Genomic DNA, 24,167 nt, shown 5'->3' on the forward strand with positions numbered 1-24,167 from the left:
ACCGATGTTGTGTGCGAAATCCGGCCGCCGGAAATCGCACACAACACCGGTCTCGACGGGTAGGGGTCACTGCATGAGGCGCCAGATGCGGTCGCGGGAGAGCGGCAGCTCGTGCGGTCGTACTCCGATGGCGTTGCGCACGGCGTTCGCCAATGCCGGGGCGATCGGGTTGAACGGGGCCTCGGTCATCGACTTGGCGCCCATCGGCCCGAGTTCGTAGGTGTCAGCGAAGTAGACCTCGGTACGCGGGACGTCCGCGAATTACGGAATGTGGTAGTTGCGCAACACATCCGTCGTCACGCGACCCGCGTCGTCGGTGATGATCTCCTCGTACATCGACGCACCGAGTGCCTGCGCCGCGCCACCTTCGATCTGCCCACGGCACTGCTCGGGGTTGAGGACGGTGCCGGCATCGGCGGCCTGGACCGAGCGGAGGATCCGCACCTCACCGGTGCGGATGTCGACGGCGACGCGGAAAGCCTGCACGTTGAACGAGAGCGACCGCGGCAGACCGCCGTGCCTGCCCTCGGCGCGCAACCGGCCACCCGCGACCTCCAGTAACCCTCCCGGTGTGACGAGACGATCGCCGCACCGCACGCCGTCGGCCTGCAGTTCGGCCTGCTCCGGGTCGGTGACGGTCAGCTCCGCGGCGGCCTTGGCCATCCGGCGTCGCAGTTCGTGGGAGGCTGCCAGCAGGGCCTTCGACGCGACGACCGTGCCCGACGATCCGAACGCACCGGTATCGTGGGTGGTGACGTCGGTGTCGGACTGGTGGACGACGATCCGGTCGGGGGTGGTGCCGAGCGCGGTGGCCGCGATCTGGGTGTGGACGGTGGTGGTGCCGTTGCCGAACTCCGCCGTGCCCACCCGGGCGAGATACCTGCCGTCGGGCAGAAGTTCGATCGAGGCTTCGGAGATGTGCCCGTTGGGCGGGTTGGTCGCGATCATGGCCAGCGCCATACCCTCGCCGATCCGCCAGTGATCACCGGTCGGCGCGGGCCGGCCGCCGGTGCGCGCCATCGCCCGTTCGGCAAGATCGAGACACTGGTCGAGTCCGTAGCTGCCGTACGTCAGGTCGGCGCCCTCGGGATGCGCCGCGGCCAGCGGATCTCCCGGCACGATGATGTTGCGGCGCCGGAACTCGTACGGATCGATGCCGAGCTTGCCGGCGAGTTCGTCCATGGCCGACTCCACGGCGAAGATCACCTGACCGAGTCCGTAACCGCGGAAGGCGCCCGACGGCCGGTTGTTCGTGTACACGGATTCGGCGTCGACCCGCTTGTTCGGGCACCAGTACACCGCGATCGACTCCGTGCAGCCGTGGAACATCACCCCGGGGCTGTGGTTGCCGTAGGCGCCCGCGTCGGCGAGCACGTCGATCGCGAGAGCGGTGAGGACACCGTCGGCGTCGGCGGCGAGGGTGACGTCGACCCGCATGGGATGCCGGCACGGAGCGACGGTGAGCTGATCGGAGCGGGTGAACTCCCACTGCACCGGGCGTCCCGTCCTCAGGACCGCCGCCGCGACGACGTCCTCGACCAGCATCTCCTGCTTGGCGCCGAAACCGCCGCCCTTCTCCTTGGCGTAGGAGTAGATGGTCTGCTTCTGGCTGTCGGTGGGCAACACCGTGCCCTGATCTCCCTCGAGATGTGCGGCGTCGAAATCGCCGTGCAGGCAGGACGAGACGTTCAGGTCGCGGATCTCGTGGCGGTCGGTGTCGCGCACGATGCGCACCACCCGGTTCTCTGCCTTGCCGTAGCGGTGCGGTCCGAGGACGATCCTGCCGGTCAATTCGGTCATGGTGGTCAGCTCCCGCGGTAGGTGGAATACGAATAGGGCGACAGGAGGAGCGGCACGTGGAAGTGGCTGCTGCCTTTCGGGATACGGAAGGTGACGGTCACCTCCGGATAGAAGGACGCGACTTCGCGGCGCGAGAACCAGTCGCCGGTGGCGAAGGTCAGGTGGTAGGTGCCTTCGGGCAGCGCGCCGGTGAAACCGGTGAGGCGACCGTCGTCGTCGGTGACGCCGGCGCCCAACGAGGTTCCGTGCGTATCGGTGAGGGTGACATGCAGTCCCACCGCGGGTGCACCGGCCGTCGTGGGTACTCAGGGTGTTCATGCGCGGCTCCGTGCGGTCTCGGTGACGATCCGTTCGAGGCGAAGTCGGGTGATCTCGGCGAGCGCCGCTCGCATCTCGGCCTTCTCGGTCTCCGGGTCGTTGTCGAGGCGACGTTCGAGGATCTCCAGCAGTTCCGGCGCCGTGCGGCCTGCCGCGCGGACGAGATAGACGTGCCCGAACCGTTCCTCGTACTCGCGGTTGCCGGCGGCGAGCCGGTCGAGGATGTCGGCGTCGGCCGTGGCGACGGCGGACTGCTCGCGACGGGAAGCAGCGTGTTCACTGCGTTCGCCGATGCGCGGGTGGCCGGCGAGAGCGTCGGCGAGGTCGTCACCGTCGAGGTTCTCGGCCGCGGCAGCTGCGGTGGTGAGCAGCACGGTGCGCGAACCGAACGGGCGCGCTGCGACGACGGAGTGTGCCCATGTCCGGCTCGAACAGCAGTCGAGCAACAGAGCGACGGCCTCGTCCTCGGGCATCGCATCGAACCGGGCCGTTGTGAGCTGCACGGACCCTCCTTCCGTCGGTGCATTCGATACTGTCCGGTGGGCGTGCGGCGGGGGAGGTACAAGCGCTACAGAGTTCGGTCCGCCGCGGGTGCGCCGGTTGGATGATCGGCCAACGAGGTGGTTGCGCCGTGAACGTTTTTCTGGAATAGTTCCATTTATTGGATTTATTCCAGAAAAAAGTGGGCGACCCGGATGGGTCGCAGGGTTGAAGGAGTGATCACATGTTCACCGCCGACCGTCCTCGAGCAGTGACGCTTCCGCCGGTCGTGCTCGGCGGACTGCGGCCTCTCTACCGGCAGATGGTCCGCAACAACGTTCCGGCCGCATCGTTCGAGCACACCGCAGGACGGGCCGTCTTCGAGATCTGCCTGATCGCGGGGGAGCACGGTCCGCAACTGCAGGTCCGCGCCCGCGACTTCGGGATCGACTTCACGCTCGCGATGACCACGCATTTCCGTATCGCGCCGGTGATGAGCGACGACCAGTACCGGGTGCTGTGCTCGGTACTCGCACCCGGCGCCGATCCGGCACCGGGCATCGTCCTCGACTTCCTGCAGCAGGTGGTCGTGCAGTCGCCCGCGGTGCTCGCGCGGACGCACACCTGCGCCGCCTGACGGGCAACCGAGGATTCGAGCCCGGTGGGATCATTCCCGCCGGGCTCGACCTGTATCGGGGCGGGGCGTCAGAGCAGGGTCGTGTCGAGCGCGGCGATCGCCGCGGGATCCGCGATCACCTCGAGCGCCACGATGCGACCGTCCTCGACGGTGAAACGGAACACCGACCGCACGATCCCGCCCGGCGCCCATGCCGCCCCGGGCAGGCCGTCGATCGTCGCGGGCACCGCGCCGCGTGCGCGGCCGTGGAAGGCGTGTGCCACCGTGTCGGCGCCGCGCAGTTCCGGCTCGAGTGCGGGGCCACCGTGCAACCGGCCCGTCTCGGCATTCGCTGCCGCCACGGTGTCGGCGCGGAGCACCACGTCGGGATCGAGCACCGCGAGCAGGTCCTCGAAACGGCCCTCGCGGGCCGCGACGAGGAAGGCGTCGAGCACCCGACGCGGATCCCCGGCACCCGGTGACGCCGTGCGAGCGCCGCGCACCCGCCGCCGGGCACGGCTGGCGAGCTGACGCGTCGCGGCGGGGGATCGGCCGACGACGGGCGCGATCTCGTCGAACGGCATGCCGAACATGTCGTGCAGCACGAAGGCGAGACGTTCGGCGGGACCGAGTGCGTCGAGGACCACCATCATCGCGATACCGATCGAATCCGCAAGCACTGCTTCGTCTTCCGGATCCTCGGAGCTGTCGTTCCGTCGAGGCGATTCGACGGGTTCGCCGACGACTACCTCGTGACGCGCCGAACGCGCACGCAGCATGTCGAGGCACACGCGGCTCATCACGGTGGTGAGCCAGCCGCCGAGATTGTCCACGGACTCGGTGTCGGCGCGAGCGACCTTCAACCAGGTCTCCTGCACCGCATCGTCCGCCTCCGCCGCCGACCCCAGCATCCTGAAGCCGACCGCGCGCAAGCGCTCACGGTGTGCGTCGAACTCCCTCGCCAGAAATTCCTCGTCCATCGTCGTCACATTCTTCCGTCGGGATCCGTCAAGGAAGTGACGGATCCCGAAGAACCGATGTGACAGGAGCGGACGATGGAAGCACGAATGAACAATCCCGTGATGGTGCTGCCCGGCACCCTCGACGCATTGCAGGCTGCGGGCCGGACCTACGAGAACACCGGACTCCCGGCCCGCACGGTCCACCTGGTGCACCTGCGGGCCAGCCAGATCAACGGCTGCAGCTTCTGCGTGGAGATGCACACGCGTGAAGCACTGGACGACGGGGAAAGCGTCGAGCGGCTCACGGCGGTCGCGGCCTGGCGCGAATCGCGACGATTCACCGAGGCCGAGCGCGCCGCACTCGCGCTCACCGAGGCCGTCACGCGGATCGCCGACCGACCCGAGTCCGTCTCCGACGAGGTGTGGGACGCCGCAGCCGACATCTACGACGAGAAGCAACTGGCCGCGCTGGTCATGCAGATCGCGACGATCAACATGTGGAACCGGGTCAACGCCACGATCCGGCAACCGGCCGGAGACCCGCCCCGGAGCTGAGACGACGAACGGTCCGGCAGGAATCCTGCCGGACCGTTCGGGGTGGTGCGTCTACAGCGAGCCGGGTCTACAGACCAGGGCGCTTGCCGACCGTGAGCGTGACCTCTCCGGTGTGCGCGAAGAAGTCGTTGCCCTTGTCGTCGACGACGATGAAGGCGGGGAAGTCCTCGACCTCGATCTTCCAGACCGCTTCCATGCCGAGCTCTTCATACTCGACGACCTCGACGTTCTTGATGCAGTCGAGCGCCAGACGCGCGGCCGGGCCGCCGATGGAGCCGAGGTAGAAACCGCCGTACTTGTGGCAGGCGTCGGTGACCTGCTTGGAGCGGTTGCCCTTCGCGAGCATCACCATCGAGCCGCCGGCGGCCTGGAACTGGTCGACGTAGGAGTCCATGCGACCGGCCGTCGTCGGACCGAACGAACCCGACGCGAGGCCTTCGGGGGTCTTCGCCGGACCGGCGTAGTAGACGGGGTGATCCTTCAGGTACTGCGGCATCTCCTCACCACGGTCGAGGCGCTCCTTGATCTTCGCGTGCGCGATGTCGCGGGCGACGACCAGCGGGCCGGTGAGCGACAGGCGGGTCTTGACGGGATGCTTGGACAGCTCCGCGAGGATCTCCGGCATCGGCCGGGTGAGGTCGATCTTGACGGCTGCGCCCTTACCGGTGCCGGAGATGCCGTCGGTCTCGGCGTCGAGCCGGCTGTCGGTGACCTCGGGCAGGAAACGACCGGGCTCGAACTCGAGCTGCTCGAGGAAGACGCCCTCGGGGGTGATCTTGGCCTTGGCCTGCCGGTCGGCCGAGCACGAGACGGCGATCGCGACGGGCAGCGAGGCGCCGTGGCGAGGCAGCCGGATCACGCGGACGTCGTGGCAGAAGTACTTGCCGCCGAACTGCGCGCCGATACCGATCTTCTGGGTCAGCTCGAAGACCTTCTTCTCGAGCTCGTGATCACGGAAGCCGCGGCCGGTCATCGCACCCTCGGTGGGCAGCTCGTCGAGGTAGTGCGCCGATGCGTACTTGGCCGTCTTGAGCGCGAACTCGGCGGAGGTGCCGCCGACGACGATCGCGAGGTGGTAGGGCGGGCACGCCGCGGTGCCGAGCGACCGGATCTTGGCCTCGAGGAACTGCATCATCGAGTCCGGGTTCAGGATGGCCTTCGTCTCCTGGTACAGGTACGACTTGTTGGCCGATCCGCCGCCCTTGGCCATGAACAGGAACTTGTAGGCGTTCTCGTGGCCCTTCGCGGTGTCCGCGTACAGCTCGATCTGCGCCGGCAGGTTGTTGCCCGTGTTCTTCTCGTCCCACATCGTCAGCGGGGCGTTCTGCGAGTACCGCAGGTTCAGCTTCGTGTACGCGTCGTACACGCCGCGCGCGATGGACTCCTCGTCGTCGCCCGGGGTGAGCACGTGCTGGCCACGCTTGCCCATGACGATGGCGGTGCCGGTGTCCTGGCACATCGGCAGTACTCCACCGGCCGCGATGTTCGCGTTCTTCAGGAGATCGAGTGCGACGAACTTGTCGTTGTTCGACGCCTCGGGATCCTCGAGGATGCTCGCCAGCTGCTTCAGATGATCCGTGCGCAGATAGTGGGAGATGTCGTGCAGCGCGGTCTCGGTGAGCAGGCGCATGGCCTCGGGCTCGACCTTCAGGAAGGTGCGGCCGTCGGGTCCTTCGACGGTGGACACCCCCTCGGTGGTCAGGAGCCGATACTCGGTGGGGTCTTCCCCGATCGGCAGCAGGTCCTCGTAGAGGAAGTCGGCCATTGTTTCTCCTGGAAGAGGGCTGGTGATCGCCATACACGTTAGCGGCGCGGACGCAAGGGGTTGACAACGGGGCATGTGACGGACTCGGCCTGCACTCCGAATGTGACCCGGATCTCGCGGTGTTCGGGGGTGTGTCCATGACGTCGAGAGTGGGAATCCTGAAAGGAATCGAGGCCGGAGTGGTCTGCGTCACGGCGCCCGGCCGGCCCCGAACCGTACACTTGACCGGATGTTCGAGAATTGCCGGAGGGATTGCACGTGACCGTAGAAATCGAACGGTTGCCCTCGCCCGAGGCCGGACGCCTGCCGTCGCTGGCATGGCTGCCCCGTTTCCACGCGTGGATCGATCTCGCCGTGGTGATCACGGTGCTCGTCACCACCAATCTCATCGCCCACTTCACGACGACGTGGGCGTCGATCGCGACCGTGCCGATCGCAGCCTGCGTGCTGGTCGCGATGATGCGTCGACGCGGCATGCGCTGGTCCGAACTCGGCCTGTCGCCCCGGCACTGGAAGCGGGGGACGCTGTACTCCGTCGCGGCCGTGGTTCTCGTCCTGACGGTAGTCGCCATCGGTATCGCTCTGCCCTTCACCAGGCAGTTCTTCCTCTCCGAGCGCTACGCCACGATCTCCGGCGCCCTGGTCGCCTCGATGATCATCATCCCGCTCCAGACCGTCATCCCCGAGGAACTCGCCTTCCGCGGAGTGCTCCACGGAACCCTCGAGCGGGTGTGGGGCGCGCGTGGGGTCTTCGCCGCGGGATCCCTGTTGTTCGGCCTGTGGCACGTCGCGTCGTCGTTCGGGCTCACCGCGGGCAACGCGGGCCTCAGCGCGTTCCTCGGCGCCGGCCTGCTCGCGCAGGTCGCCGGCATCGTCGGCGCGGTGATCGCGACTGCCGCGGCGGGCTTCGTCTTCACGTGGCTGCGCCGGCGCAGCGGCAGCATCCTCGCGCCCATCGCCCTGCACTGGTCGCTCAACGGGGCGGGCGCGCTCGCCGCCGCACTCGTCTGGCACGCGACCCTCAACTGATGGCGCTGGCGGTCTGCCTCCTGTTCGACACCGAGACCGATCGCGCGATACGGCGATTGTGGGGCCGGCTCGAGGACGACGGCATCCCCACCCTGCTCACCCACACACACCGCAGACACGTCCCGCATCTCTCCTATGCGGTGCTGCGAAGCTACGACCTGCTCGACGTCGTCGCGGCTCTCGGGGACGTGCCCGACGGGGGACCGGTCCGGGTCTACATCGATGCGCTCGGATTGTTCCGGCGCGGTCGCGCGTCGCTCGTGCCGGCCCCCTCGGCCGAACTCGTGCAGCGGCAGGCCCGCGTCGTGCAGGTCGTGACGGCGACGGGAGCGGACCTGCACCGCTACTACATACCCGGACGTTGGACCCCGCACTGTTCGCTGAGTCCTCGAACCAGACGCGAGGAACTCGACCGTCTCGGTGCCGTCGTATACGACGTGCTCCCGATGGAGGCGACGCTGAACCGCGCGGTGCTGATCGACACCGCCAGCGGCGAGCACACACCGTTACGGGTGATCCCGTGACAGGAATTCAATCCTCGGGATTCTCCACCCACGGCCCGTACGGCGGCGGTCCCTCGCTCTGGATCTGCAGGCCGAAGTGCGGACAGTGCTTCCACACGTAGCCGTGCAGGACGTGTTCCTCCGAGGTCGCGGTGTTCATCAGTACGACGTCGCCGGAAGGGCGATGTTCGAGGGCGAAGCCGGAACCCCGCTCGTCGAGAACCCACCATTTCGCAGTACTCATGTCGGTGTCCTCCGCATGATCCGCTCGGCAGCAGCGCACCTCCCACGTTAGCGCGGAACCTCCACGTACGAGGCGGGATCGAGATGCGAACCCCGCACGAGTGCCTGCGACGTCGCGGCGTCGGCCGGGTAGAACGCCTCGATCGCGAGCTCGGATACCGTCACGTCGAGGGGAGTGCCGAACAGGGTCGTCGTACTCAGGAACGACAACTCGCCGCGCTCGGTGCGCAGACGGAACGGCACGACGAGAGAGTGCGGGACGTCCTCGGGGGCCGGGTCGTCGCAGGGATAACCGACGAGTTCGCCGTGCAGCCGCTTCAGTTCCGGATCGCCGGTCGCCCCGATCTGGTGCTGCAGGCGGGCGAGGAGGTGGGCGCGCCACTGTCCCGCATCGGCGATGCGCGGGGCGAGGCCGCGCGGATGCAGGGTCAGTCGCAGGACGTTCACCGGTGGCTCGAGCAGTTCCGGAGCGCACCCCTCGACGAGTGCGACGACCGCGTCGTTCGCGTCGACCATCGTCCAGTGCCGGTCGACGACGAGCGCAGGAAACGGGTTGTGCAGGGTGAGAATCCGGGTGATCGCATCGGAGACCGCGGACATCGGTACATCGCCGAGGTGATGCTCGGGATAGGCCGGTGCCAGACCCGCCGCCAGGAGGATCGAATTGCGTTCGCGCAACGGAACCTCCAGATGCTCGCACAACGTGAGCACCGTCCTGCGCGACGGACGCGACCTGCCGGTCTCGACGAAACTGAGATGTCGCGGCGAGATGCCGGCGGTGTGCGCCAGGGCGAGCTGGCTCAGCCCGCGTCGTTCCCGCCACGTCCGCAGCAGCGCGCCGGCATGGGGAGCGTCGACCGTGGTCATGCCCCGAACGTAGACGGCAGGGGGAGCGGTCACCATTACTTTTCGGGTAATCGACTCCGTGCACCGAGGGGGAGCACGGTGGTCCCCATGAACGCATACGCAGTGGCTCATCTCCGCAAGGTCGACTTCGGCGACGACATCGTCCGGTACCTCGAGAGGATCGACGATACGCTCGTTCCGTACGGCGGTCGCTTCCTCGTGCACGGCACCGATCCCGAGGTGATGGAGGGGCCGTTCCCCGGCAATCTCGTCGTGATCGAGTTCCCCGATACGGAACGAGCGCGCGGCTGGTACCACTCGGCGGAGTACCAGGAGATCCTTCCCCTCCGCACCGAGAACTCCGATGGATCGGCGATCCTGGTGCAGGGCACCCCACCCGGCTACCGCGCGACACACTTCCTCGACAAGGTGCTCGGCGCCGAGCGGTGACCGGTACGGGCGGCGGGAGTTCAGGGCACGATGCCGGCGGCCCGTGCGGGTTCGGCGTAGGCCCGCGCCAACGAGTCGACGGTGTCGTGGGCGTTCAGTCCACTCGGATTGGGCACCACCCACAGCGGGACGTCGCCGATCGTGTCGTCCTGCCGCCCGGCCTTCGCCTTGCGCCGCCCGAAGGCCGCGCGGTAGGCGGTGATGCCCGCGACCGCCACGGCGCGGGGCCGGAACTCCGCTACCACCTTCGCCAGATGACGTCCGCCCTCGCGGAGTTCCTCGTCGGTGAGTTCGTCGGCGCGGGCCGTCGCGCGCGGCGCCAGATTCGTGATTCCCACACCCCGCTCGAGCAGGTGGTCGCGGTCGGCGTCGCTCATGCCGGACGACGCGTCGATGAGCCGGTCGACGATGCCGGCGCGGAACAGGGCGGGATAGAAGCGATTTCCCGGCCGCGCGAAGTGGGCTCCCGTCGCCGCGGTCCACAGACCCGGATTGATCCCGACGAACAGCAGGCGGCAGCCGGGTGCGACGAGATCGGGGATCACCGCGTCGCGGAAGGACTCGAGTTCGGCTCGTGTGAAACCCATCCTCCCAAACTAGCCGGAGTCACACTCCGTCCGACGGGAGCCAGGCCCCGTGCAGGCCGGCCGGAACGCGGATCGGCAGACGCACCCGCGCGATCGGACCCGCCGCCGGGTCGGTCTCGGGGAAGACGAGGAACCAGCTCGTCATATCCGCCCGGTCGGTCGCGATCGCGCCCCAGTAGCCGCCCGATCCGCCGCTCAGACAGGCGGGTTCGCCGGGGGAGAGCGTCTCGTGCGCCCAGACCGATTCCGTGCCGGACGCGACGTCGAACCAGAAGAGTGAATCTGCTGCTCCTGCAGGGAGTTTCTGTGATCCGCTGCGTCCGATGGTCGCGACGACGGAGTGTTCGAGGGTGGTCGACCGGTCGTCGATGCGGGGGAACTCGATGTCGCGTTCGTACAGGGTCGTGCGGGTCACGCCGTTGCGGCCGATCACGGCGCGACGCAGCACGGAGCGGTTCGGGCCCGACTTCTCGGTCAGCGCGCCCGGATAACTCCACTCCACGTAGTCGAGCGCGACATCCCCGTCGGGCAGGTCGAACGCGTTGGCGGTGTGCCACATCCAGAAGGTGTCGGTCGAGAACCAGCGCACCGTGCTGCCGTCGCGGGGCACGAGCGCGACCCGCACCCCCAGGTCGGGCTTCCAGTCGAGCGGCGACCCGCCGGAGAAGATCTGCGAGAGATCGAACACGAGCGGAGCCAGGATCAGGACGATATAGGTCGGCGTGAGCGCCATGTCGTGGATCATCAACGGCCGGTCGGCACCGTCGACCGGGGTCGCCGCCCGCGTCACCGTCCCATCCGGTGCGACGGCCGACCAGGTCAGATACGGCGGGTCGAGCATGTAGCAGAATGCGATCATCTCCCCGGTGCGCGGATCGATCTTGGGGTGCGCCGTCAGCCCGACCGGCAGGGTTCCGTCGAAGGTCTCGCGTCCGAGCGTCTCGAGTTCGGATCCCAGGGCGTAGGGGGGCGCGGCCTCGGCCATCGCCATGAGCCGTCCGCCGTGCCGGACGATGTTGATGTCGGGCAGTTCACGCATGGTGTTCGCCAGATCCGGGCCGACTTCCTCCGCCGGAGGAAAATAGGGATCGGTGATACCGGCCCACAGGGCACGGCCCGCCTTCTCCTCCGCGACGACCTGCGGGGTTCGCACGAACCGGTTCGTGTAGCGGGCGGTGCCGTCGGAGATCTGCACGCGGTGGACCATGCCGTCGCCGTCGATCGGGTGGACGTAGTGACCGATCGGGTCGAAGCGCGGATTGGGACCGTTGCGGAGATAGCTTCCGTGCAGGTCGGCGGGAAGTTCCCCGCGAACCTCCAGATCGCGGACGTCCACTTCCTCGCGTTGAGGTGCGAACAGACCACTGAGATGCGGATGGTGTGCCAGGTCGACAGGCGCCGGACGATGCATGGCGGCTCGCTTCGGTGGAGGCGAAAGGTTCCGTGGGGAAATCCTAGAACCGTGGGTGGGGGTTCGGTTCGTGATTCGACTCGCCAGGTCCTTCACCCGCGGGTGGGGGCCGTGCATCGGATAAGGTTGTTGCCTACGTGCAGGACCGATAGTGCGGCCGCACGGCCGCGACGTTAGGGGAAGGTGTGCAGCGCCGGAACGCGATCGGACACTCCGTCCGGAACACCGGGGGTGGCGAGGCCACGGTGCCGCCGTACACGGATCTTCTCTGGCCGACCGTGCAGGCGGTGATCGAGCTCGGCGGGTCCGGTGTCATCGAGGAGATCGATTCCGCCGTGATCACCCGGACGGGACTGTCCGAGGCCGCGCAGGCGGTGCTCCACGGCGACGGCCCCGGGACCGAGATCGAATACCGGCTGGCCTGGGCCCGGACCTACCTCAAGGGCATGGGCCTGCTGTCGAACACGCGCCGCGGCGTGTGGAGCGTGACCGAGCGCGGTCGCGCCGTGCGCGAGTCGGAGATCAAGCCCATGCAGGTCGCGTACACCGCCGAGAAGCGGCGCAAGCGGCTGGTACGCAACGTCTCGCAGGGCGCGCAGGTCGTGCCGCTCGCGGCTGCCCCCGAGGATCCCGAACTGTGGCGTGAACCGGTCCTCGCTGCCGTCGCCGACCTCTCGGAGGACGGTTTCGAACGACTCGCCACCGCGGTTCTGCGCGCGGCGGGATTCACGACGCTGACGATTCCGGCACCGGGTGGATCCCCCGCCCCGGAGAGCGCCGGCCACGTCGAGGGCACGGGTGTCCTGCGCATCTCGCTGCTGAGCTTCTCCGTCTTCTTCCGTTTCCTGCGCGCACCGGAGAAGGCGGGTGCCGACGTGGTCCGCGAGTTCCGTGCCGCGATGGTCGGGCGCGGAGAGAAGGGCCTGCTCGTCTCCACCGGATCGTTCACCGAGGACGCGCGCGCCGAAGCGCACCGGCACGGTGCTCCGCCCATCGATCTCGTCGACGGCGACGGCTTGTGCGATCTGCTCGAGGAACACGGCCTCGGTGTCCGTTCCACCGTGCGGACGGTGGAGGACGTCGCCCTGATGCCGGCTTTCTTCGCCGAACTGTCCGGTCGCTGAGCACGCCCGCTTCCCCGGGACCGGCGCCGGAGCGGCGACCGGTCGAATTCCCCGGTGTGGCCGGTGGGACGCCCGTGATTGTGATGCAATACGGCGGACGTACACACGGCGATACGAAGGACAGGTTTCGATGACCCTTTCGCGGCGGGACATGTTGCGGTACGCGACGCTCGGATCGGGCGTCGCGTTGATCTCTGCGCTCGGCGCACCGGGACTCGCCCAGGGACGCCAGGTGCTCGGAACCATCGTCGACTATTCGGCTGCCGTGCCGTCGCCTTCCTCAATCCGGGCCGCCGGCCACATCGGCGCCATCCGATACGTGTCCGATGCGCGGCCCGACGCCGCGTGGATGCGGGCCAAGCCGCTCACCGGATCGGAGGCGGACGCGCTGATCGGCAGCGGACTCGAAGTGGTCTCGTGCTACCAGTTCGGCAAGGCCGGGACCGCCGACTGGCTCGGCGGCTACGAGGCGGGTCTGAAGCACGCCCGGCGCGGTCTCGAACTGCACTATGCGGCCGGGGGACCGGCGGGCCGCCCGATCTACGCCTCGATCGACGACAACCCGAACTTGGAGCAGTTCACGACCCGCATCGTGCCGTACCTGCTGGGCTGGCAGGAGGTCGTGGGAGCCGGGAATCTCGGTGTGTACGCCAATTCGCCGACCATCGACCGGGCGTCGGCGGTATCCCTCGGGTCCTTCTACTGGCAGCACGACTGGGGCACGCCCGAGGGCTACATCCATCCGAGGGCGAACCTGCACCAGATCCCTGGCGAGGTCCGGATCGACGGTATCGGCGTCGACATCAACCACGTGCTCACGCCCGACTACGGCCAGTGGTCGCTCGCAGGAAGCGCACCGAGCACCGACCCGGGGCTCCTGGGCAGCTGACGCCCGGAGTCAGATCTCGTCGGCGGCTCGCAGCGTCCGGCCCGCCGACGGAATCAGCGCCGTGAACACGAGTGCCAGCACGGCCGCTGCCACCGCGACGAGGAAGGTGGCGCGGAAAGCGTCGAGGGCGGGGACGACGGCGTCTCCGATCTGCTGGGTCATCGCCGCGAGGATCACGCCGATCACGGCCGCGGCGCTCGTCGTGCCGATCGAGCGCATCAGGGTATTGAGACTGTTGGCCGCGGCGGACTCGCGCAGCGGAACGGCACCCATGATGAGCGCCGGCATCGCGGCGTAGGCGAGGCCCACACCGGCGCCGATGAGCATCGACGCGCCCACGATGTGCCAGACCTCCCGGTACAGCACATACGCCATGAGGTAGCCCAGGCCCACGAACACCGCGCCGCAGCCGAGGGTGACGCGGGCCCCGAACCGCGTCGTGATGCGGGCGGAGACGGGAGACAGCGCCATCATGACGATCCCGGCGGGGGCGAGCGCGATCCCGGCGGTGACCATCGTCTGCCCGAAGCCGTAGCCGGTCTCCACGGGTGCCATCAGGAGCTGTGGGAACGCCAGGATGTTCGAGTACATCGAGAACCCGAGTGCCACCGACGCGAGGTTCGTCATCAGGATCGGCCGGCGTGCGGACAGCCGCAGGTCCACGAGCGGTCGCGGCACCCGCAGTTCGTACAGGCCCCAGCCGAGGAACACCACGAGCGCCCCGGTGAGCATCCCGACGGTGGCCGGGGAGGTCCACCCCCAGTCGTTGCCCTTGGTGACGGGCAGCAGCAACAGCACGAGAGCGACGGAGAGTGCCAGCGCCCCGGCGATGTCGAAGCGTCCCGGATTGCGGCGCGACGACTCGGGTACGACGAGCAGGATCGCGGCGATGCCGACGAGTCCGAGTACCAGGGACGCGACGAACAGCATGTGCCAGTCCGTCGCCTGGGCGACGAAGGCGGCGAGAGGCAACCCGATCGCGCCGCCGACACCCATCGTCGCGCTGATCGTCGCCATCGCGCCGGGCAGGCGGCGCGGGGGCAGTTCGTCGCGGAGGATCGCGATACCGAGCGGGATGGCGCCCACCGCGGCGCCCTGGAGGGTACGGCCCACGACGAGCGGGATCAGCGTGGACGACAGTGCGCACACGGCCGAACCGAGGACCATCGTCGCCAGCGAGGCGAGGAGCATTCGGCGCTTGCCGAACATGTCGCCGAGGCGACCGCTGATCGGAGTGACCACCGCGCCGGCGAGCAGAGTCGCCGTCACGGCCCAGGATGTGTTCTGAGGAGTCGCGCCGACGAGCACCGGAAGCCGGGGGAGGATCGGGACGATCAGGGTCTGCATGAGCGCGACGCTGATACCGACGGTCGCGAGGACCGGCACGATGCCCCGCGGAGCGGGAACCTCCCTGGTGGGGATCGGTGTCTCTACGGCCATGCGGCTCCTCGGTCCGGGGCCGGGTGACGCGGCCGACGACAATTCGTGCGCGATACGAATGATGATCACATCGTGTCTAACACGGCGGAACCGACGATCCCTAGCATCTTCCCGCAGTCCGGTCCGGTGCAGACCCTCCTGTCGTCAGGCCTGACAGTGCCGGTCGGGCTCGGATTCGACGACGGTGACGGAGAACGGCGGATGGTCGTCGGGTACGGAATGGTCGCCGCGCCACGACAGCAGCGACCAGCGCGACAGGCCCGACAGCGCCGAACCGAGGCTCGCGAACGACAGCGAGGACAACACCGAACCGAACGATCCCACGGAACCGACGGACAGGACCGACCCGCAACTACCGATCGACAGGATCGAATACGAGGAACCGATCGACAGGATCGACCGTTCGGACGCGATCGAGAGGACCGAGCGGCGGGAGTTCACGGACTTCGACGGGCTGCGCGACGCGGTGAAGGCCATGCTCCGGTCTATCACGCACGGCGGCCGCGAGGGAAGGGACGGAGGTCGAGGAGAAACGACGAAGACCGCCGGAAAGTGTTTCCGGCGGCCTTCGATGCGTCGAAGTGTTCTTCGTTCGATCAGGGAACCGCGACGAGACCCACGGTGGGCAGGAAGGTGCACGAACGCGGGTCGGCGCCTTCGGCCTGCGTGGTGATTCCACCGGAGATCACGGCGAGGACCTGACCCGAACCGGTGTCGGCGATCGTGCTCAGCGTGGTCGGGCCGTCGGGGTTGATCCGCGCGTCGTTGGTGAGCGGCTGCGTTCCTGTGCGGCCGTTGGAGACATTGACCCAGCTCAGCGTGAGCGGCTGCTCCTGCACGTCGGCCGCGGGAGCGGTGCCCAGAGCCGTGAAGACGAAACCGGTCTGGCCTGCGGCCGGTCCGGGCGGGGGCAGCTGGGACGGACCTGCAACCGCGAGGGCTGTGCCCACGGAGTCCCGGCCGTCGCCGATGCAGCCCTTGCCGATGGTCGGGTACAGGAACTGCGAGATCACCACGGCGCCGGGCTCGGGAAGGTCGGGTCCGCCGCCGCCGCTACCGTCGAGGAACTTGATGACGCGTTGGAGCGTGCTCTTCACCGACTCGGGGAGCTGGGAGTTCTCGAGCAGTTCCTTGGCCTGTGCCAGCAGATCGTTCTTGCCGTCGGCAGCGTCGGCGACATCCGCGGGGCCCGCGGCGGCGCCGATGATCGCGGGTGCGAGGGATGCCAGTGCCTCGACCTCTTCGGGATTCGCCCGGACTCCGGCCAGAAGGTCGGTCAACGACTCGACGGACAGATCGGCGGGAATCTCGAACCGGGGCAGCTCGACGAGCCTTGCCAGATCCGGCAATGCGGGTGGAGCCGGTTGCGCGACGGCCTGCGTAGGCACGGCCAATCCCGCGGTGGCAGCGAGCGCGCACAGCGTGAGCGCCCGTCGCATTCCTCGAGTACGAAGCACTGTTCCCCATCCTTGTCGTTGAAGCATCCGGACGTTCGGTACGAACGGTCGGATGCTGACGGCTCGAGGAGACACTCTATGGACCCCCCGCACACGGGACAAGCCTTCCGTTTCGGAACGGCACGCCCATCGCTGGTTCGGGATTGTAACCACGGGCTGTTCCGTTCCTCGGATCCTGTCGAACATAACCCGCCCGACCTGAGAAGATTGTGACTGTAGATGAAATCGTTACGGGAGTGAAGTCCGGTTCGTTCGCATGCCGATCGGAACGGTAATCTCCTTCGCCGGGTCCGGTTCACCGGACGGACGTTCGACGGGAGAGGCCGCACCGCAGTGCCACGAGGGTTTGCTTCGCACCGGATGCGGTGGTGCGCGGCGTTACTGGCGCTGTCGGTCGTCGTCCGTCTGGCCTGGGCATTCATCACGCCCAACGGGATGAACCTCGTCGACCTGCACGTCTACGTCGACGGATCGGCCGCCTTGCTGCAGGGGAACCTCTACGGATTCACCTATTCGGAGGACACCCCCGACTTCCCGCTGCCGTTCACCTATCCGCCCTTCGCCGCGCTCGTCTTCCTGCCCCTGCACCTGATCCCGTTCGGTGTCCTGGGCGTGGCATGGCAGTTGCTGACGGTCGCTGCGCTCTTCGCCGTCGTGCGGATCGCTCTCGAACTCGTCGTGAGCGACGGTGATGTCGACGAGGACGGCGCTGCCGCGACGGCGCGGAACCGGTCGTGGACCGGTACCGCGATGGTGTGGACGGCCGCGGGGATCTGGACCGAACCGGTTCGCACCACACTCGACTACGGGCAGATCAACGTCTTCCTCGTCCTCGGCGTGATGCTCGCGGTGCGCAGTTCGCGGTGGTGGCTGTCGGGGGGTCTCGTCGGTGTGCTCGCCGGCATCAAGCTCACGCCCGCGATCACCGGGTTGTACTTCCTCGCGCAACGGCGCCGGCGTGAGGCGGTGTTCTCCGCCGTCGTCTTTGCGGGGACGGTCCTGGTGAGCCTGCTCGTGCTCGGCTCCCAGGCCGCCACCTACTTCGGCTCCCTCCTGGGCGACGCGGACCGGATCGGGCCGGTCGTCTCGGTGTGGAACCAGTCGCTGCGCGGAGCCCTGAGCCGCGTCGCCGGTGAGGACGTGGGTCTCGGCCCGGCGTGGCTGCTCGCCGTCGTCGTCTGCGCCGTCCTCGCGTTCGCGGCGTGGCGGTCGCTGCGGCCGTTGCCCGACGGAACCCACGATCGCCTCGGCACGCTGCTGGTCGTGCAGCTGTTCGGTCTGCTCGTCTCACCCATCTCGTGGGTCCACCACTGGGTATGGGTGGTTCCGCTGCTGCTGTGGCTGGTCTACGGACCTGCGGCACGCACGCTCGGCGCCCGCGTCGTCGCCGTGTGCTGGGCGGCGGTCACGCTGATCGGCGTCCCGTGGGTGCTCAGCACGGCGCAGGACTCGATCTGGGACGTCGAACGCCCCGCTCCGCTCGCCTGGCTGGGCGCGGTCAACGTGGTGGGTGTCCTTGCCGTCTACGTCGTCATGATCCTCGCCGGGCGCACGGGACGGGACGAGCAGGCGACTACGGACCCGAGTGTCGGGCCTCCTCGTCGATCCGGCGCGCAAGAGCCGGATCCGACTCCGTGATGCCACCGGCGGAGTGCGTGCTCAACGCGAAGGTCACCTTCCGCCACCTGATGTCGATGTCCGGATGATGGTTCGCCTCCTCGGCGACGACGGCCACCCGGTCGACGAGCGCGATCGCGTCGGGAAAGGTCGGTGCCTCGATGGTGCGGACGAGCGACCGTCCCGCGCGGTGCCAGTGCGGCAGCTCGGCCAGCGCGGCGTCGATCTCTCCGTCCGTCAGCAGCTGGGACATGACTCATTCTGGGACGATGCGGGTCATGTCTGCAAGCACATCGTCTGCGAGTACACCGGCGCCCGAGGGGCACGTAGTGGCCGGCGCCGTCATCCGGGACGGACGCGTGCTGCTCGCCCAGCGTCTCCGGCCCGCCGACCTCGCGGGACTGTGGGAGTTGCCCGGCGGCAAGGCCGAACCGGGGGAGAGTGCGGAAGCGGCGCTCGGGCGGGAGCTGAGGGAAGAACTCGGTGTCGAGGTGCGCGGCGCGGAACGTCTGGGCGTGGCGGTGCCGTTGGCGGGGGGCCGGGAGTTGTGTGCCTACCGTGTCGAACTCGTCTCCGGTGATCCCGAGCCGCTCGACCACGCGGCGTTGCGGTGGGTCGACGCGGACGAACTCGGGCGGATCGATCTCGTTCCGGCCGACCGCGCGTGGATCCCGGACCTGCGGGAGCATCTGCAGCGCTGAGTCAGGCGGCACGGGCCCGGTCGAGATATTTGCGCAGTTCCTTCTTGCTCAGGCCGTCGTTCTCGACCTTCCTCATGCGCATGACGACGACGGGGCATTCGAGGCACCGCGTCTTCTTGCGGCAGCACTTCTTCTTCGGCTTCAGGCCTGCGACCTTGCTCGCCTTCACCTTCCCCATACGTCCCGCCTGCCTTCCACGGACCAGCGCGCGGCGAATCCACCGGCGGGCGAAGGTTAGCATCCCCTTACTCATGGGCCAAGGGGTGGATGAGGTGCCGGATTCGGTCCTCGCGTCTCCCGCGGAAGTGTCGAACGTCACCCCGATCATTGCCGACCTGCGGATATCGGCTGAGGTAGACGCAGCGACCTACGAGCGGCCTGTAAAGTGTATTGACGGCCGCAGTACTTGCACGCCGAGTTTCGGGCGGAGCAGGTAGCTCGCAATCTCGCGTCGCGGCCATCGAGACGAACGCCGTACGGGCGAGGTGCCGACCGGGTCCAGTGCCGTGTGGCCGGACTACAGCCAGGAGAGCTATCGCGTGAGCACCGCTGATTTTCGGAACGTCGCCATCGTGGCGCACGTCGACCATGGAAAGACCACTCTCGTCGACGCCATGTTGCGCCAGTCGGGCGCGTTCGCCGAACGTGCGGAACTCGTCGACCGGGTCATGGACTCGGGCGACCTCGAGCGCGAGAAGGGCATCACCATTCTCGCGAAGAACACCGCTGTGCACCGGCACAACCCCGACGGCACCGTCACGGTCATCAACGTCATCGACACTCCCGGCCACGCCGACTTCGGTGGTGAGGTCGAGCGCGGCCTGTCCATGGTCGACGGTGTCGTCCTGCTCGTGGACTCCTCCGAGGGGCCGCTGCCGCAGACCCGTTTCGTGCTGCGCAAGGCTCTCGCCGCGTCGCTGCCGGTGATCCTCGTGGTCAACAAGACCGACCGGCCCGACGCCCGCATCGCCGAGGTCGTCGAGGAGAGCCAGACCCTGCTGCTCGACCTCGCGTCCGACCTCGACGACGAAGCCGCCGAAGCCGCCGAGCTCGCCCTCGGCCTGCCCGTCCTCTACGCCTCCGGCCGTGAAGGCAAGGCATCGAAGAAGCAGCCCGAGAACGGCCAGGTCCCCGACGCCGAGAACCTCGACGAGCTCTTCGAGGTCCTCATGGAGTGCATCCCCGCACCCAAGGGTGATCCGGCGGCCCCGCTGCAGGCCCACGTCACCAACCTCGACGCCTCCGAGTTCCTCGGTCGTCTCGCGCTGCTGCGCATCCACCACGGCGAGCTGCGCAAGGGCCAGACCGTCGCGTGGATGCACGCCGACGGCGTCAAGAACGTCAAGATCACCGAGCTGCTCAAGACCGTCGGTGTCGAGCGCCAGCCGGGCGAGGTCGCGGTCGCCGGCGACATCGTCGCCGTGGCCGGCATCCCGGAGATCATGATCGGCGACACGCTCGCCGATCCGGAGACCCCGGTGGCACTCCCGCGCATCACCGTCGACGAGCCGGCCATCTCGATGGTCATCGGCACCAACACCTCGCCGCTCGTCGGCCGGGTCAAGGGCCACAAGCTCACCGCGCGCATGGTCAAGACGCGGCTCGATTCCGAACTCGTCGGCAACGTGTCGCTGCGCGTGCTCGACATCGGACGTCCGGACGCATGGGAGGTGCAGGGCCGTGGCGAACTCGCCCTGGCCATCCTCGTCGAGCAGATGCGCCGCGAAGGCTTCGAGCTGACCGTCGGCAAGCCGCAGGTGGTCACCCGGACCATCGACGGCAAACTGCACGAGCCCTACGAAGAGCTGACCATCGACAGCCCCGAGGAGCACCTCGGCGCCATCACCCAGCTCCTCGCCAACCGCAAGGGCAAGATGGTCCAGATGACCAACCAGGGCACCGGCTGGGTCCGCATGGAGTTCATCATCCCGTCGCGCGGCCTGATCGGTTTCCGCACCGACTTCCTCACCGAGACCCGCGGCACCGGCATCTCCAACGCGATCTTCCACGGCTACGCGCCGTGGGCCGGCGAGATCCGGGCACGCCACACCGGTTCGCTCGTCTCCGACCGTGCCGGTGCGGTCACCCCGTTCGCGATGATCCAGCTCGCCGATCGCGGCACCTTCTTCGTCGAACCGGGCAGCGACACCTACGAGGGTCACGTCGTGGGCATCAACCCGCGCGCCGAGGACCTCGACATCAACGTCACCCGCGAGAAGAAGCTCACCAACATGCGCTCTTCGACGGCCGACGTGATGGAGACCCTCGCCAAGCCGATCGAGCTGACCCTCGAGGCCGCGCTCGAATTCTGTGCCGCAGACGAGTGCGTCGAGGTCACCCCGGAGGACGTGCGCGTGCGGAAGCTGCACCTGTCGCAGACCGACCGTGCGCGTGCGCGGTCGCGGGAGAAGGCCCGTAACAAGTAGTCCAGGTGTGGGTGGCCCCGGCGAGCGCATGCTGGCCGGGGCCACCCATGTACCACCTGCCTCACGGAAGGAGCCCGAGTGTCGCGTACGCGCGCTCGTCGCCGACTGATCGGGGCGACGGCCGGCACGGCCGTGGCTGTGCTGGTCCTGACCGCCTGCACCGCCGACCCGCCCCCGCCGATCGAACAGGCGGAGCCGACCACGACTCCCGCTCCCGCGCCGCAGCGCAGCACGGTGGTGGTCGCGATCGACGAGGTCGGCTCGGGCTTCAATCCGCATCTGCTCGCCGATCAGTCGCCGGTCGCCAACGCGGTCGCCGAACTCGTGCTCCCCAGCGCCTTCCGGGCCGTTCCCGACTCGCAGAACCCCGCGGTCACGCTGCTGGTTCCCGACGACTCGCTGCTCCTGTCCGCCGAGGTCACCGACGAGGCCCCGTTCACGATCACCTACCGCCTGCGCGACGAGGCCCAGTGGTCGGACGGTGCACCGATCGCCGCCGAGGACTTCCGGTATCTGTGGCGGCAGATGGTCACCCAGCCCGGCGTGGTCGATCCCGCCGGTTACCGGCTCATCGACGACATCCGGTCGTCGGGTGGAGGCAAGACGGTCACCGTCACGCTGCGCGAGCCGTATCCCGCCTGGCGCGAACTGTTCACCGATCTGCTGCCCGCACACCTGGTGAAGGACACGCCGGGTGGTTTCTCCACGGGGCTGTCCGAGACCATCCCCGTGTCCGGTGGGCGGTTCCACGTCGACAACGTCGATCGCGGGCGCGCCGAGGTCCTGCTCGAACGCAACGACCGGTTCTGGGGCACCCCGGCCGGACCGGACGAGCTGCTGATGCGCCGCGCCGGCACCGATGCCCAGGTGACCGAATCCGTGCGCAGCGACGACGCGCAGGTGGTCCAGAGTGCGGGCGGAGTCGCCCTGGAAGCGCAGCTCGCCGCCGTGCCGGGCGTGCGCACCGGCGTCCAGTTGCAGCCGCGCACACTCGACCTGATCCTCAACACCCGCACCGCCGAACTCGCCGATCCGCGGGTCCGGCGAGGCGTGCTCGGCCTGCTCGATCCGGACCTGCTCGGGCTCGTCGCCACCGGTGACAGCACCGAGATCGTGCGCGCCCGTGCCCAGGTGCTCGCGCCGTCCGATCCGGGATACGCCGACACGATGCCGCCGCGACCGTCCCGGGAGGAGGCCCTCGGCCGTCTCGCCGAGGCCGGATATCTGCCGATCCCACCCGCCGATCCGCCGGCACCCGCAGACCCGGCCGCGCCCGAGACCAGGACGTCCGCATCACCGGCGAGCGGGGCTCCCGAGCCGGGGAGTGCGGGCGCTGCGACGTTGCCCGAGGGCACCCTGGCCCGGGACGGAGAACCGTTGACGCTGGTGCTGGGCGTGCCGGAGGGAGACGAGACCGCGCGGGCCGTCGCACGCACCGCCGTCGACCTGTGGCGCGGTGCCGGGATCGACGCGTCGGTCGACGAACTGTCTCCGGACGAGCTGTACGGCGAGGCCCTCGTCGAGGGCGGCGTGCACGCGATCGTCGGCTGGATGCGTGCCGGAGGCGATCCCGCCACGGCCGCGCTGTCCCGGTTCGGATGCGTACCGGTGGCCGCGGCGCCCACCGCGGCGGGGGAGGATCTCCCGCCCACGCCCGTACCCGCCGCCCAGGAGACGACACGGCCGTCGGACGGAACACCGCCGGACCCCGCGACCACCACACTCGACGAGGACGACGTGGAGGAACGCGAGGACGCCGTCGCAGCGCAGCTCGAGGCGCCGAGCAACCTCTCGGGTGCCTGCGACCCCGGGCTCGAACCGGACCTGCTGGCGGCTCTGAACGGCGCCGCCGATCCGGCGGACGTCGTCGCCGCCGCACAGCCGAGGCTGTGGGATCTCGCGGTGAACCTGCCGATCCTGCAGGACAGGACCGTCGTCGCAGCCGGTCCGGGTGTCGAGAACGTCTCGCTGACAGCCGCTGTCGCCACCGGTATTCTCGGCGACGCCCATCTGTGGGGAAGGACCACACCGTGATCGACACTCCGGGGGCCGTCCCCAATGCTGCGGATCGCCGGCTTCTGCTCGTCCACGCCCATCCCGACGACGAAACGCTCACCACCGGCGGCACCATCGCCCGGTACGTCGCCGAAGGCGCCGAGGTCACCGTCGTGACCTGCACGCTCGGTGAGGAAGGTGAAGTGATCGGCGACGAGTGGGCCCAGCTCACCGCGGATCGTGCCGATCAGCTCGGCGGCTATCGCATCCTCGAACTCACCCGGGCGTTCGACGCGCTCGGCGTCGACCGACCGCGTTTTCTCGGCGGTGCCGGGCACTGGCGCGACTCCGGGATGGCGGGCACCCCCTCCGCCGACAATCCTCGCGCCTGGGTCAATGCCGACCGCGACGAGGCGGTCGAGGCGCTCGTCGCCGTGATCCGGGAAACGCGTCCCCATGTGGTCGTCACCTACGACCCCTACGGCGGCTACGGCCATCCCGACCACATCGCGGTGCACGAGCGGGTGACCGCGGCCGTCGAGGCGGCGGGAACCGAGGACTACCCGTCCGCCGGCGCGGCCTGGACTCCCGCGAAGGTGTACTGGACCGTCACCGAACGGTCCGCACTCGAACGTGGCGTCGCGGCCATGGGATCGCTGCCCGAAGGGTGGCGCAGACCCGAGCCGGGCGAACTGCCGAGCGTGCCCGACGAGGAGGTCACCACCGTCGTCGACGTCCGGTCGGTTCTCGACGCGAAGCGAACCGCGATGGCGGCGCACGCGACCCAGGTGCTGGTCGCGCCGGACGGTGAGCAGTTCGTGCTCTCCAACCTCGTCGCCCAGCCCGTCCTCGACCACGAGCACTTCGTGCTCGTTCGCGGTCGGCTCGGTCTCACCGACCCGACGGGACGAGAAGACGATCTCTTCTCCGGCATCGGCTAGTGTGATCCGAGT

General features: G+C 68.6%; 25 protein-coding genes and 1 pseudogene. 12 read left to right on the top strand and 14 right to left on the bottom strand.

Annotated elements, in window-relative coordinates:
- Window positions 1-66: 66 nt before the first annotated feature.
- The 3 genes and pseudogenes from PV766_RS10215 to uraD form a co-directional block, all read right to left on the bottom strand.
- Window positions 67-1,800: pseudogene (locus tag PV766_RS10215) on the bottom strand (molybdopterin cofactor-binding domain-containing protein).
- Between the two features lie 5 nt (window positions 1,801-1,805).
- Complete coding sequence (gene uraH / locus PV766_RS10220; RefSeq protein ID WP_421096966.1) at window positions 1,806-2,078, bottom strand: hydroxyisourate hydrolase; 273 nt, start codon at window positions 2,076-2,078, stop codon at window positions 1,806-1,808.
- A gap of 36 nt (window positions 2,079-2,114) precedes the next feature.
- Window positions 2,115-2,621: a 2-oxo-4-hydroxy-4-carboxy-5-ureidoimidazoline decarboxylase gene (gene uraD / locus PV766_RS10225; protein WP_084421303.1), complete on the bottom strand. Its 507-nt coding sequence runs from the start codon at window positions 2,619-2,621 to the stop codon at window positions 2,115-2,117.
- Window positions 2,622-2,842: 221 nt separating this feature from the next.
- Here uraD and PV766_RS10230 point away from each other — a divergent pair, with 221 nt between their 5' ends.
- On the top strand, window positions 2,843-3,235 hold the full coding sequence (locus tag PV766_RS10230; RefSeq protein ID WP_060651732.1) for a hypothetical protein: 393 nt from the start codon (window positions 2,843-2,845) through the stop codon (window positions 3,233-3,235).
- A 68-nt stretch (window positions 3,236-3,303) separates the two neighbouring features.
- On the opposite strand, the gene PV766_RS10235 is transcribed toward PV766_RS10230, so the two are convergent.
- Window positions 3,304-4,194, bottom strand: coding sequence for a sigma-70 family RNA polymerase sigma factor (locus tag PV766_RS10235; RefSeq protein WP_060651731.1), 891 nt, complete (start codon window positions 4,192-4,194; stop codon window positions 3,304-3,306).
- Window positions 4,195-4,269: 75 nt separating this feature from the next.
- Between PV766_RS10235 and PV766_RS10240 the strand changes: the two genes are divergently transcribed.
- Entirely contained in the window at window positions 4,270-4,731 is a 462-nt protein-coding gene (locus PV766_RS10240; protein WP_060651730.1) for a carboxymuconolactone decarboxylase family protein, read from the top strand.
- A gap of 67 nt (window positions 4,732-4,798) precedes the next feature.
- Here PV766_RS10240 and PV766_RS10245 read toward each other — a convergent pair whose 3' ends face one another.
- Window positions 4,799-6,496 (bottom strand): fumarate hydratase, encoded by a 1,698-nt coding sequence (locus tag PV766_RS10245; RefSeq protein WP_421096967.1) that lies wholly within the window; start codon window positions 6,494-6,496, stop codon window positions 4,799-4,801.
- Window positions 6,497-6,775: 279 nt separating this feature from the next.
- Between PV766_RS10245 and PV766_RS10250 the strand changes: the two genes are divergently transcribed.
- Together PV766_RS10250 and PV766_RS10255 are read left to right on the top strand one after the other, a co-directional pair.
- Entirely contained in the window at window positions 6,776-7,525 is a 750-nt protein-coding gene (locus PV766_RS10250; RefSeq protein ID WP_232284686.1) for a CPBP family intramembrane glutamic endopeptidase, read from the top strand.
- Window positions 7,525-8,049 carry a 2'-5' RNA ligase family protein gene (locus PV766_RS10255; RefSeq protein WP_064062275.1) on the top strand — a complete coding sequence of 175 codons (525 nt, stop codon included), beginning with the start codon at window positions 7,525-7,527 and terminating at the stop codon, window positions 8,047-8,049. The genes PV766_RS10250 and PV766_RS10255 overlap by 1 nt, the downstream gene beginning before the upstream one ends.
- 7 nt (window positions 8,050-8,056) lie before the next feature.
- Here the strand turns inward: PV766_RS10255 and PV766_RS10260 are convergent, their stop codons facing one another.
- Both PV766_RS10260 and PV766_RS10265 read right to left on the bottom strand, forming a co-directional pair.
- Complete coding sequence (locus tag PV766_RS10260) at window positions 8,057-8,272, bottom strand: hypothetical protein (protein ID WP_016932581.1); 216 nt, start codon at window positions 8,270-8,272, stop codon at window positions 8,057-8,059.
- A 47-nt stretch (window positions 8,273-8,319) separates the two neighbouring features.
- Window positions 8,320-9,138 carry a helix-turn-helix domain-containing protein gene (locus PV766_RS10265; RefSeq protein WP_064062296.1) on the bottom strand — a complete coding sequence of 273 codons (819 nt, stop codon included), beginning with the start codon at window positions 9,136-9,138 and terminating at the stop codon, window positions 8,320-8,322.
- 87 nt (window positions 9,139-9,225) lie between these two features.
- On the opposite strand from PV766_RS10265, the gene PV766_RS10270 reads away from it, so the two are divergent.
- Window positions 9,226-9,567, top strand: coding sequence for a DUF1330 domain-containing protein (locus tag PV766_RS10270; RefSeq protein ID WP_421096968.1), 342 nt, complete (start codon window positions 9,226-9,228; stop codon window positions 9,565-9,567).
- 20 nt (window positions 9,568-9,587) lie between these two features.
- Here the strand turns inward: PV766_RS10270 and mug are convergent, their stop codons facing one another.
- The gene (mug, locus tag PV766_RS10275) at window positions 9,588-10,154 is read right to left on the bottom strand and encodes a G/U mismatch-specific DNA glycosylase (RefSeq protein ID WP_064062277.1); all 567 of its coding nucleotides are present in this window, start codon (window positions 10,152-10,154) and stop codon (window positions 9,588-9,590) included.
- Window positions 10,155-10,173: 19 nt separating this feature from the next.
- Window positions 10,174-11,565 carry a carotenoid oxygenase family protein gene (locus PV766_RS10280; RefSeq protein WP_255162415.1) on the bottom strand — a complete coding sequence of 464 codons (1,392 nt, stop codon included), beginning with the start codon at window positions 11,563-11,565 and terminating at the stop codon, window positions 10,174-10,176.
- A gap of 185 nt (window positions 11,566-11,750) precedes the next feature.
- Between PV766_RS10280 and PV766_RS10285 the strand changes: the two genes are divergently transcribed.
- Together PV766_RS10285 and PV766_RS10290 are read left to right on the top strand one after the other, a co-directional pair.
- Window positions 11,751-12,689 carry a winged helix-turn-helix domain-containing protein gene (locus PV766_RS10285; protein WP_421096969.1) on the top strand — a complete coding sequence of 313 codons (939 nt, stop codon included), beginning with the start codon at window positions 11,751-11,753 and terminating at the stop codon, window positions 12,687-12,689.
- 130 nt (window positions 12,690-12,819) lie between these two features.
- Entirely contained in the window at window positions 12,820-13,578 is a 759-nt protein-coding gene (locus PV766_RS10290; protein ID WP_207213579.1) for a DUF1906 domain-containing protein, read from the top strand.
- 9 nt (window positions 13,579-13,587) lie between these two features.
- Here PV766_RS10290 and PV766_RS10295 read toward each other — a convergent pair whose 3' ends face one another.
- The 3 genes from PV766_RS10295 to PV766_RS10305 form a co-directional block, all read right to left on the bottom strand.
- Window positions 13,588-15,018, bottom strand: a complete 1,431-nt coding sequence (locus PV766_RS10295) for an MFS transporter (RefSeq protein ID WP_421096970.1) — start codon at window positions 15,016-15,018, stop codon at window positions 13,588-13,590.
- A gap of 144 nt (window positions 15,019-15,162) precedes the next feature.
- Window positions 15,163-15,495, bottom strand: a complete 333-nt coding sequence (locus PV766_RS10300; RefSeq protein WP_421096971.1) for a hypothetical protein — start codon at window positions 15,493-15,495, stop codon at window positions 15,163-15,165.
- 119 nt (window positions 15,496-15,614) lie between these two features.
- A complete protein-coding gene (locus PV766_RS10305; protein ID WP_016932572.1) occupies window positions 15,615-16,457 on the bottom strand; it encodes a hypothetical protein in 843 nt (280 codons plus the stop codon).
- 378 nt (window positions 16,458-16,835) lie between these two features.
- Between PV766_RS10305 and PV766_RS10310 the strand changes: the two genes are divergently transcribed.
- The gene (locus PV766_RS10310) at window positions 16,836-18,113 is read left to right on the top strand and encodes a mannosyltransferase (RefSeq protein ID WP_421096972.1); all 1,278 of its coding nucleotides are present in this window, start codon (window positions 16,836-16,838) and stop codon (window positions 18,111-18,113) included.
- On the opposite strand, the gene PV766_RS10315 is transcribed toward PV766_RS10310, so the two are convergent.
- A complete protein-coding gene (locus PV766_RS10315) occupies window positions 18,049-18,345 on the bottom strand; it encodes a 4a-hydroxytetrahydrobiopterin dehydratase (protein ID WP_016934742.1) in 297 nt (98 codons plus the stop codon). The two genes, PV766_RS10310 and PV766_RS10315, sit on opposite strands and share 65 nt — an antisense overlap.
- Before the next feature lie 25 nt (window positions 18,346-18,370).
- On the opposite strand from PV766_RS10315, the gene PV766_RS10320 reads away from it, so the two are divergent.
- On the top strand, window positions 18,371-18,793 hold the full coding sequence (locus PV766_RS10320; RefSeq protein ID WP_421096973.1) for a (deoxy)nucleoside triphosphate pyrophosphohydrolase: 423 nt from the start codon (window positions 18,371-18,373) through the stop codon (window positions 18,791-18,793).
- A 1-nt stretch (window position 18,794) separates the two neighbouring features.
- Here PV766_RS10320 and PV766_RS10325 read toward each other — a convergent pair whose 3' ends face one another.
- On the bottom strand, window positions 18,795-18,971 hold the full coding sequence (locus PV766_RS10325; protein ID WP_016934740.1) for a hypothetical protein: 177 nt from the start codon (window positions 18,969-18,971) through the stop codon (window positions 18,795-18,797).
- A 361-nt stretch (window positions 18,972-19,332) separates the two neighbouring features.
- Here PV766_RS10325 and typA point away from each other — a divergent pair, with 361 nt between their 5' ends.
- From typA to mshB, 3 genes are all read left to right on the top strand, one after another.
- The gene (gene typA / locus PV766_RS10330; RefSeq protein WP_421096974.1) at window positions 19,333-21,219 is read left to right on the top strand and encodes a translational GTPase TypA; all 1,887 of its coding nucleotides are present in this window, start codon (window positions 19,333-19,335) and stop codon (window positions 21,217-21,219) included.
- Between the two features lie 78 nt (window positions 21,220-21,297).
- A complete protein-coding gene (locus PV766_RS10335; RefSeq protein WP_421096975.1) occupies window positions 21,298-23,253 on the top strand; it encodes an ABC transporter family substrate-binding protein in 1,956 nt (651 codons plus the stop codon).
- Window positions 23,232-24,155 (top strand): N-acetyl-1-D-myo-inositol-2-amino-2-deoxy-alpha-D-glucopyranoside deacetylase, encoded by a 924-nt coding sequence (gene mshB, locus PV766_RS10340; RefSeq protein ID WP_421096976.1) that lies wholly within the window; start codon window positions 23,232-23,234, stop codon window positions 24,153-24,155. Before PV766_RS10335 ends, mshB begins: the two co-directional genes overlap by 22 nt.
- Window positions 24,156-24,167: the final 12 nt, after the last annotated feature.

The sequence above is a fragment of the Rhodococcus sp. As11 genome (genome assembly GCF_048957735.1).
GTDB lineage: Bacteria > Actinomycetota > Actinomycetes > Mycobacteriales > Mycobacteriaceae > Rhodococcus > Rhodococcus gordoniae.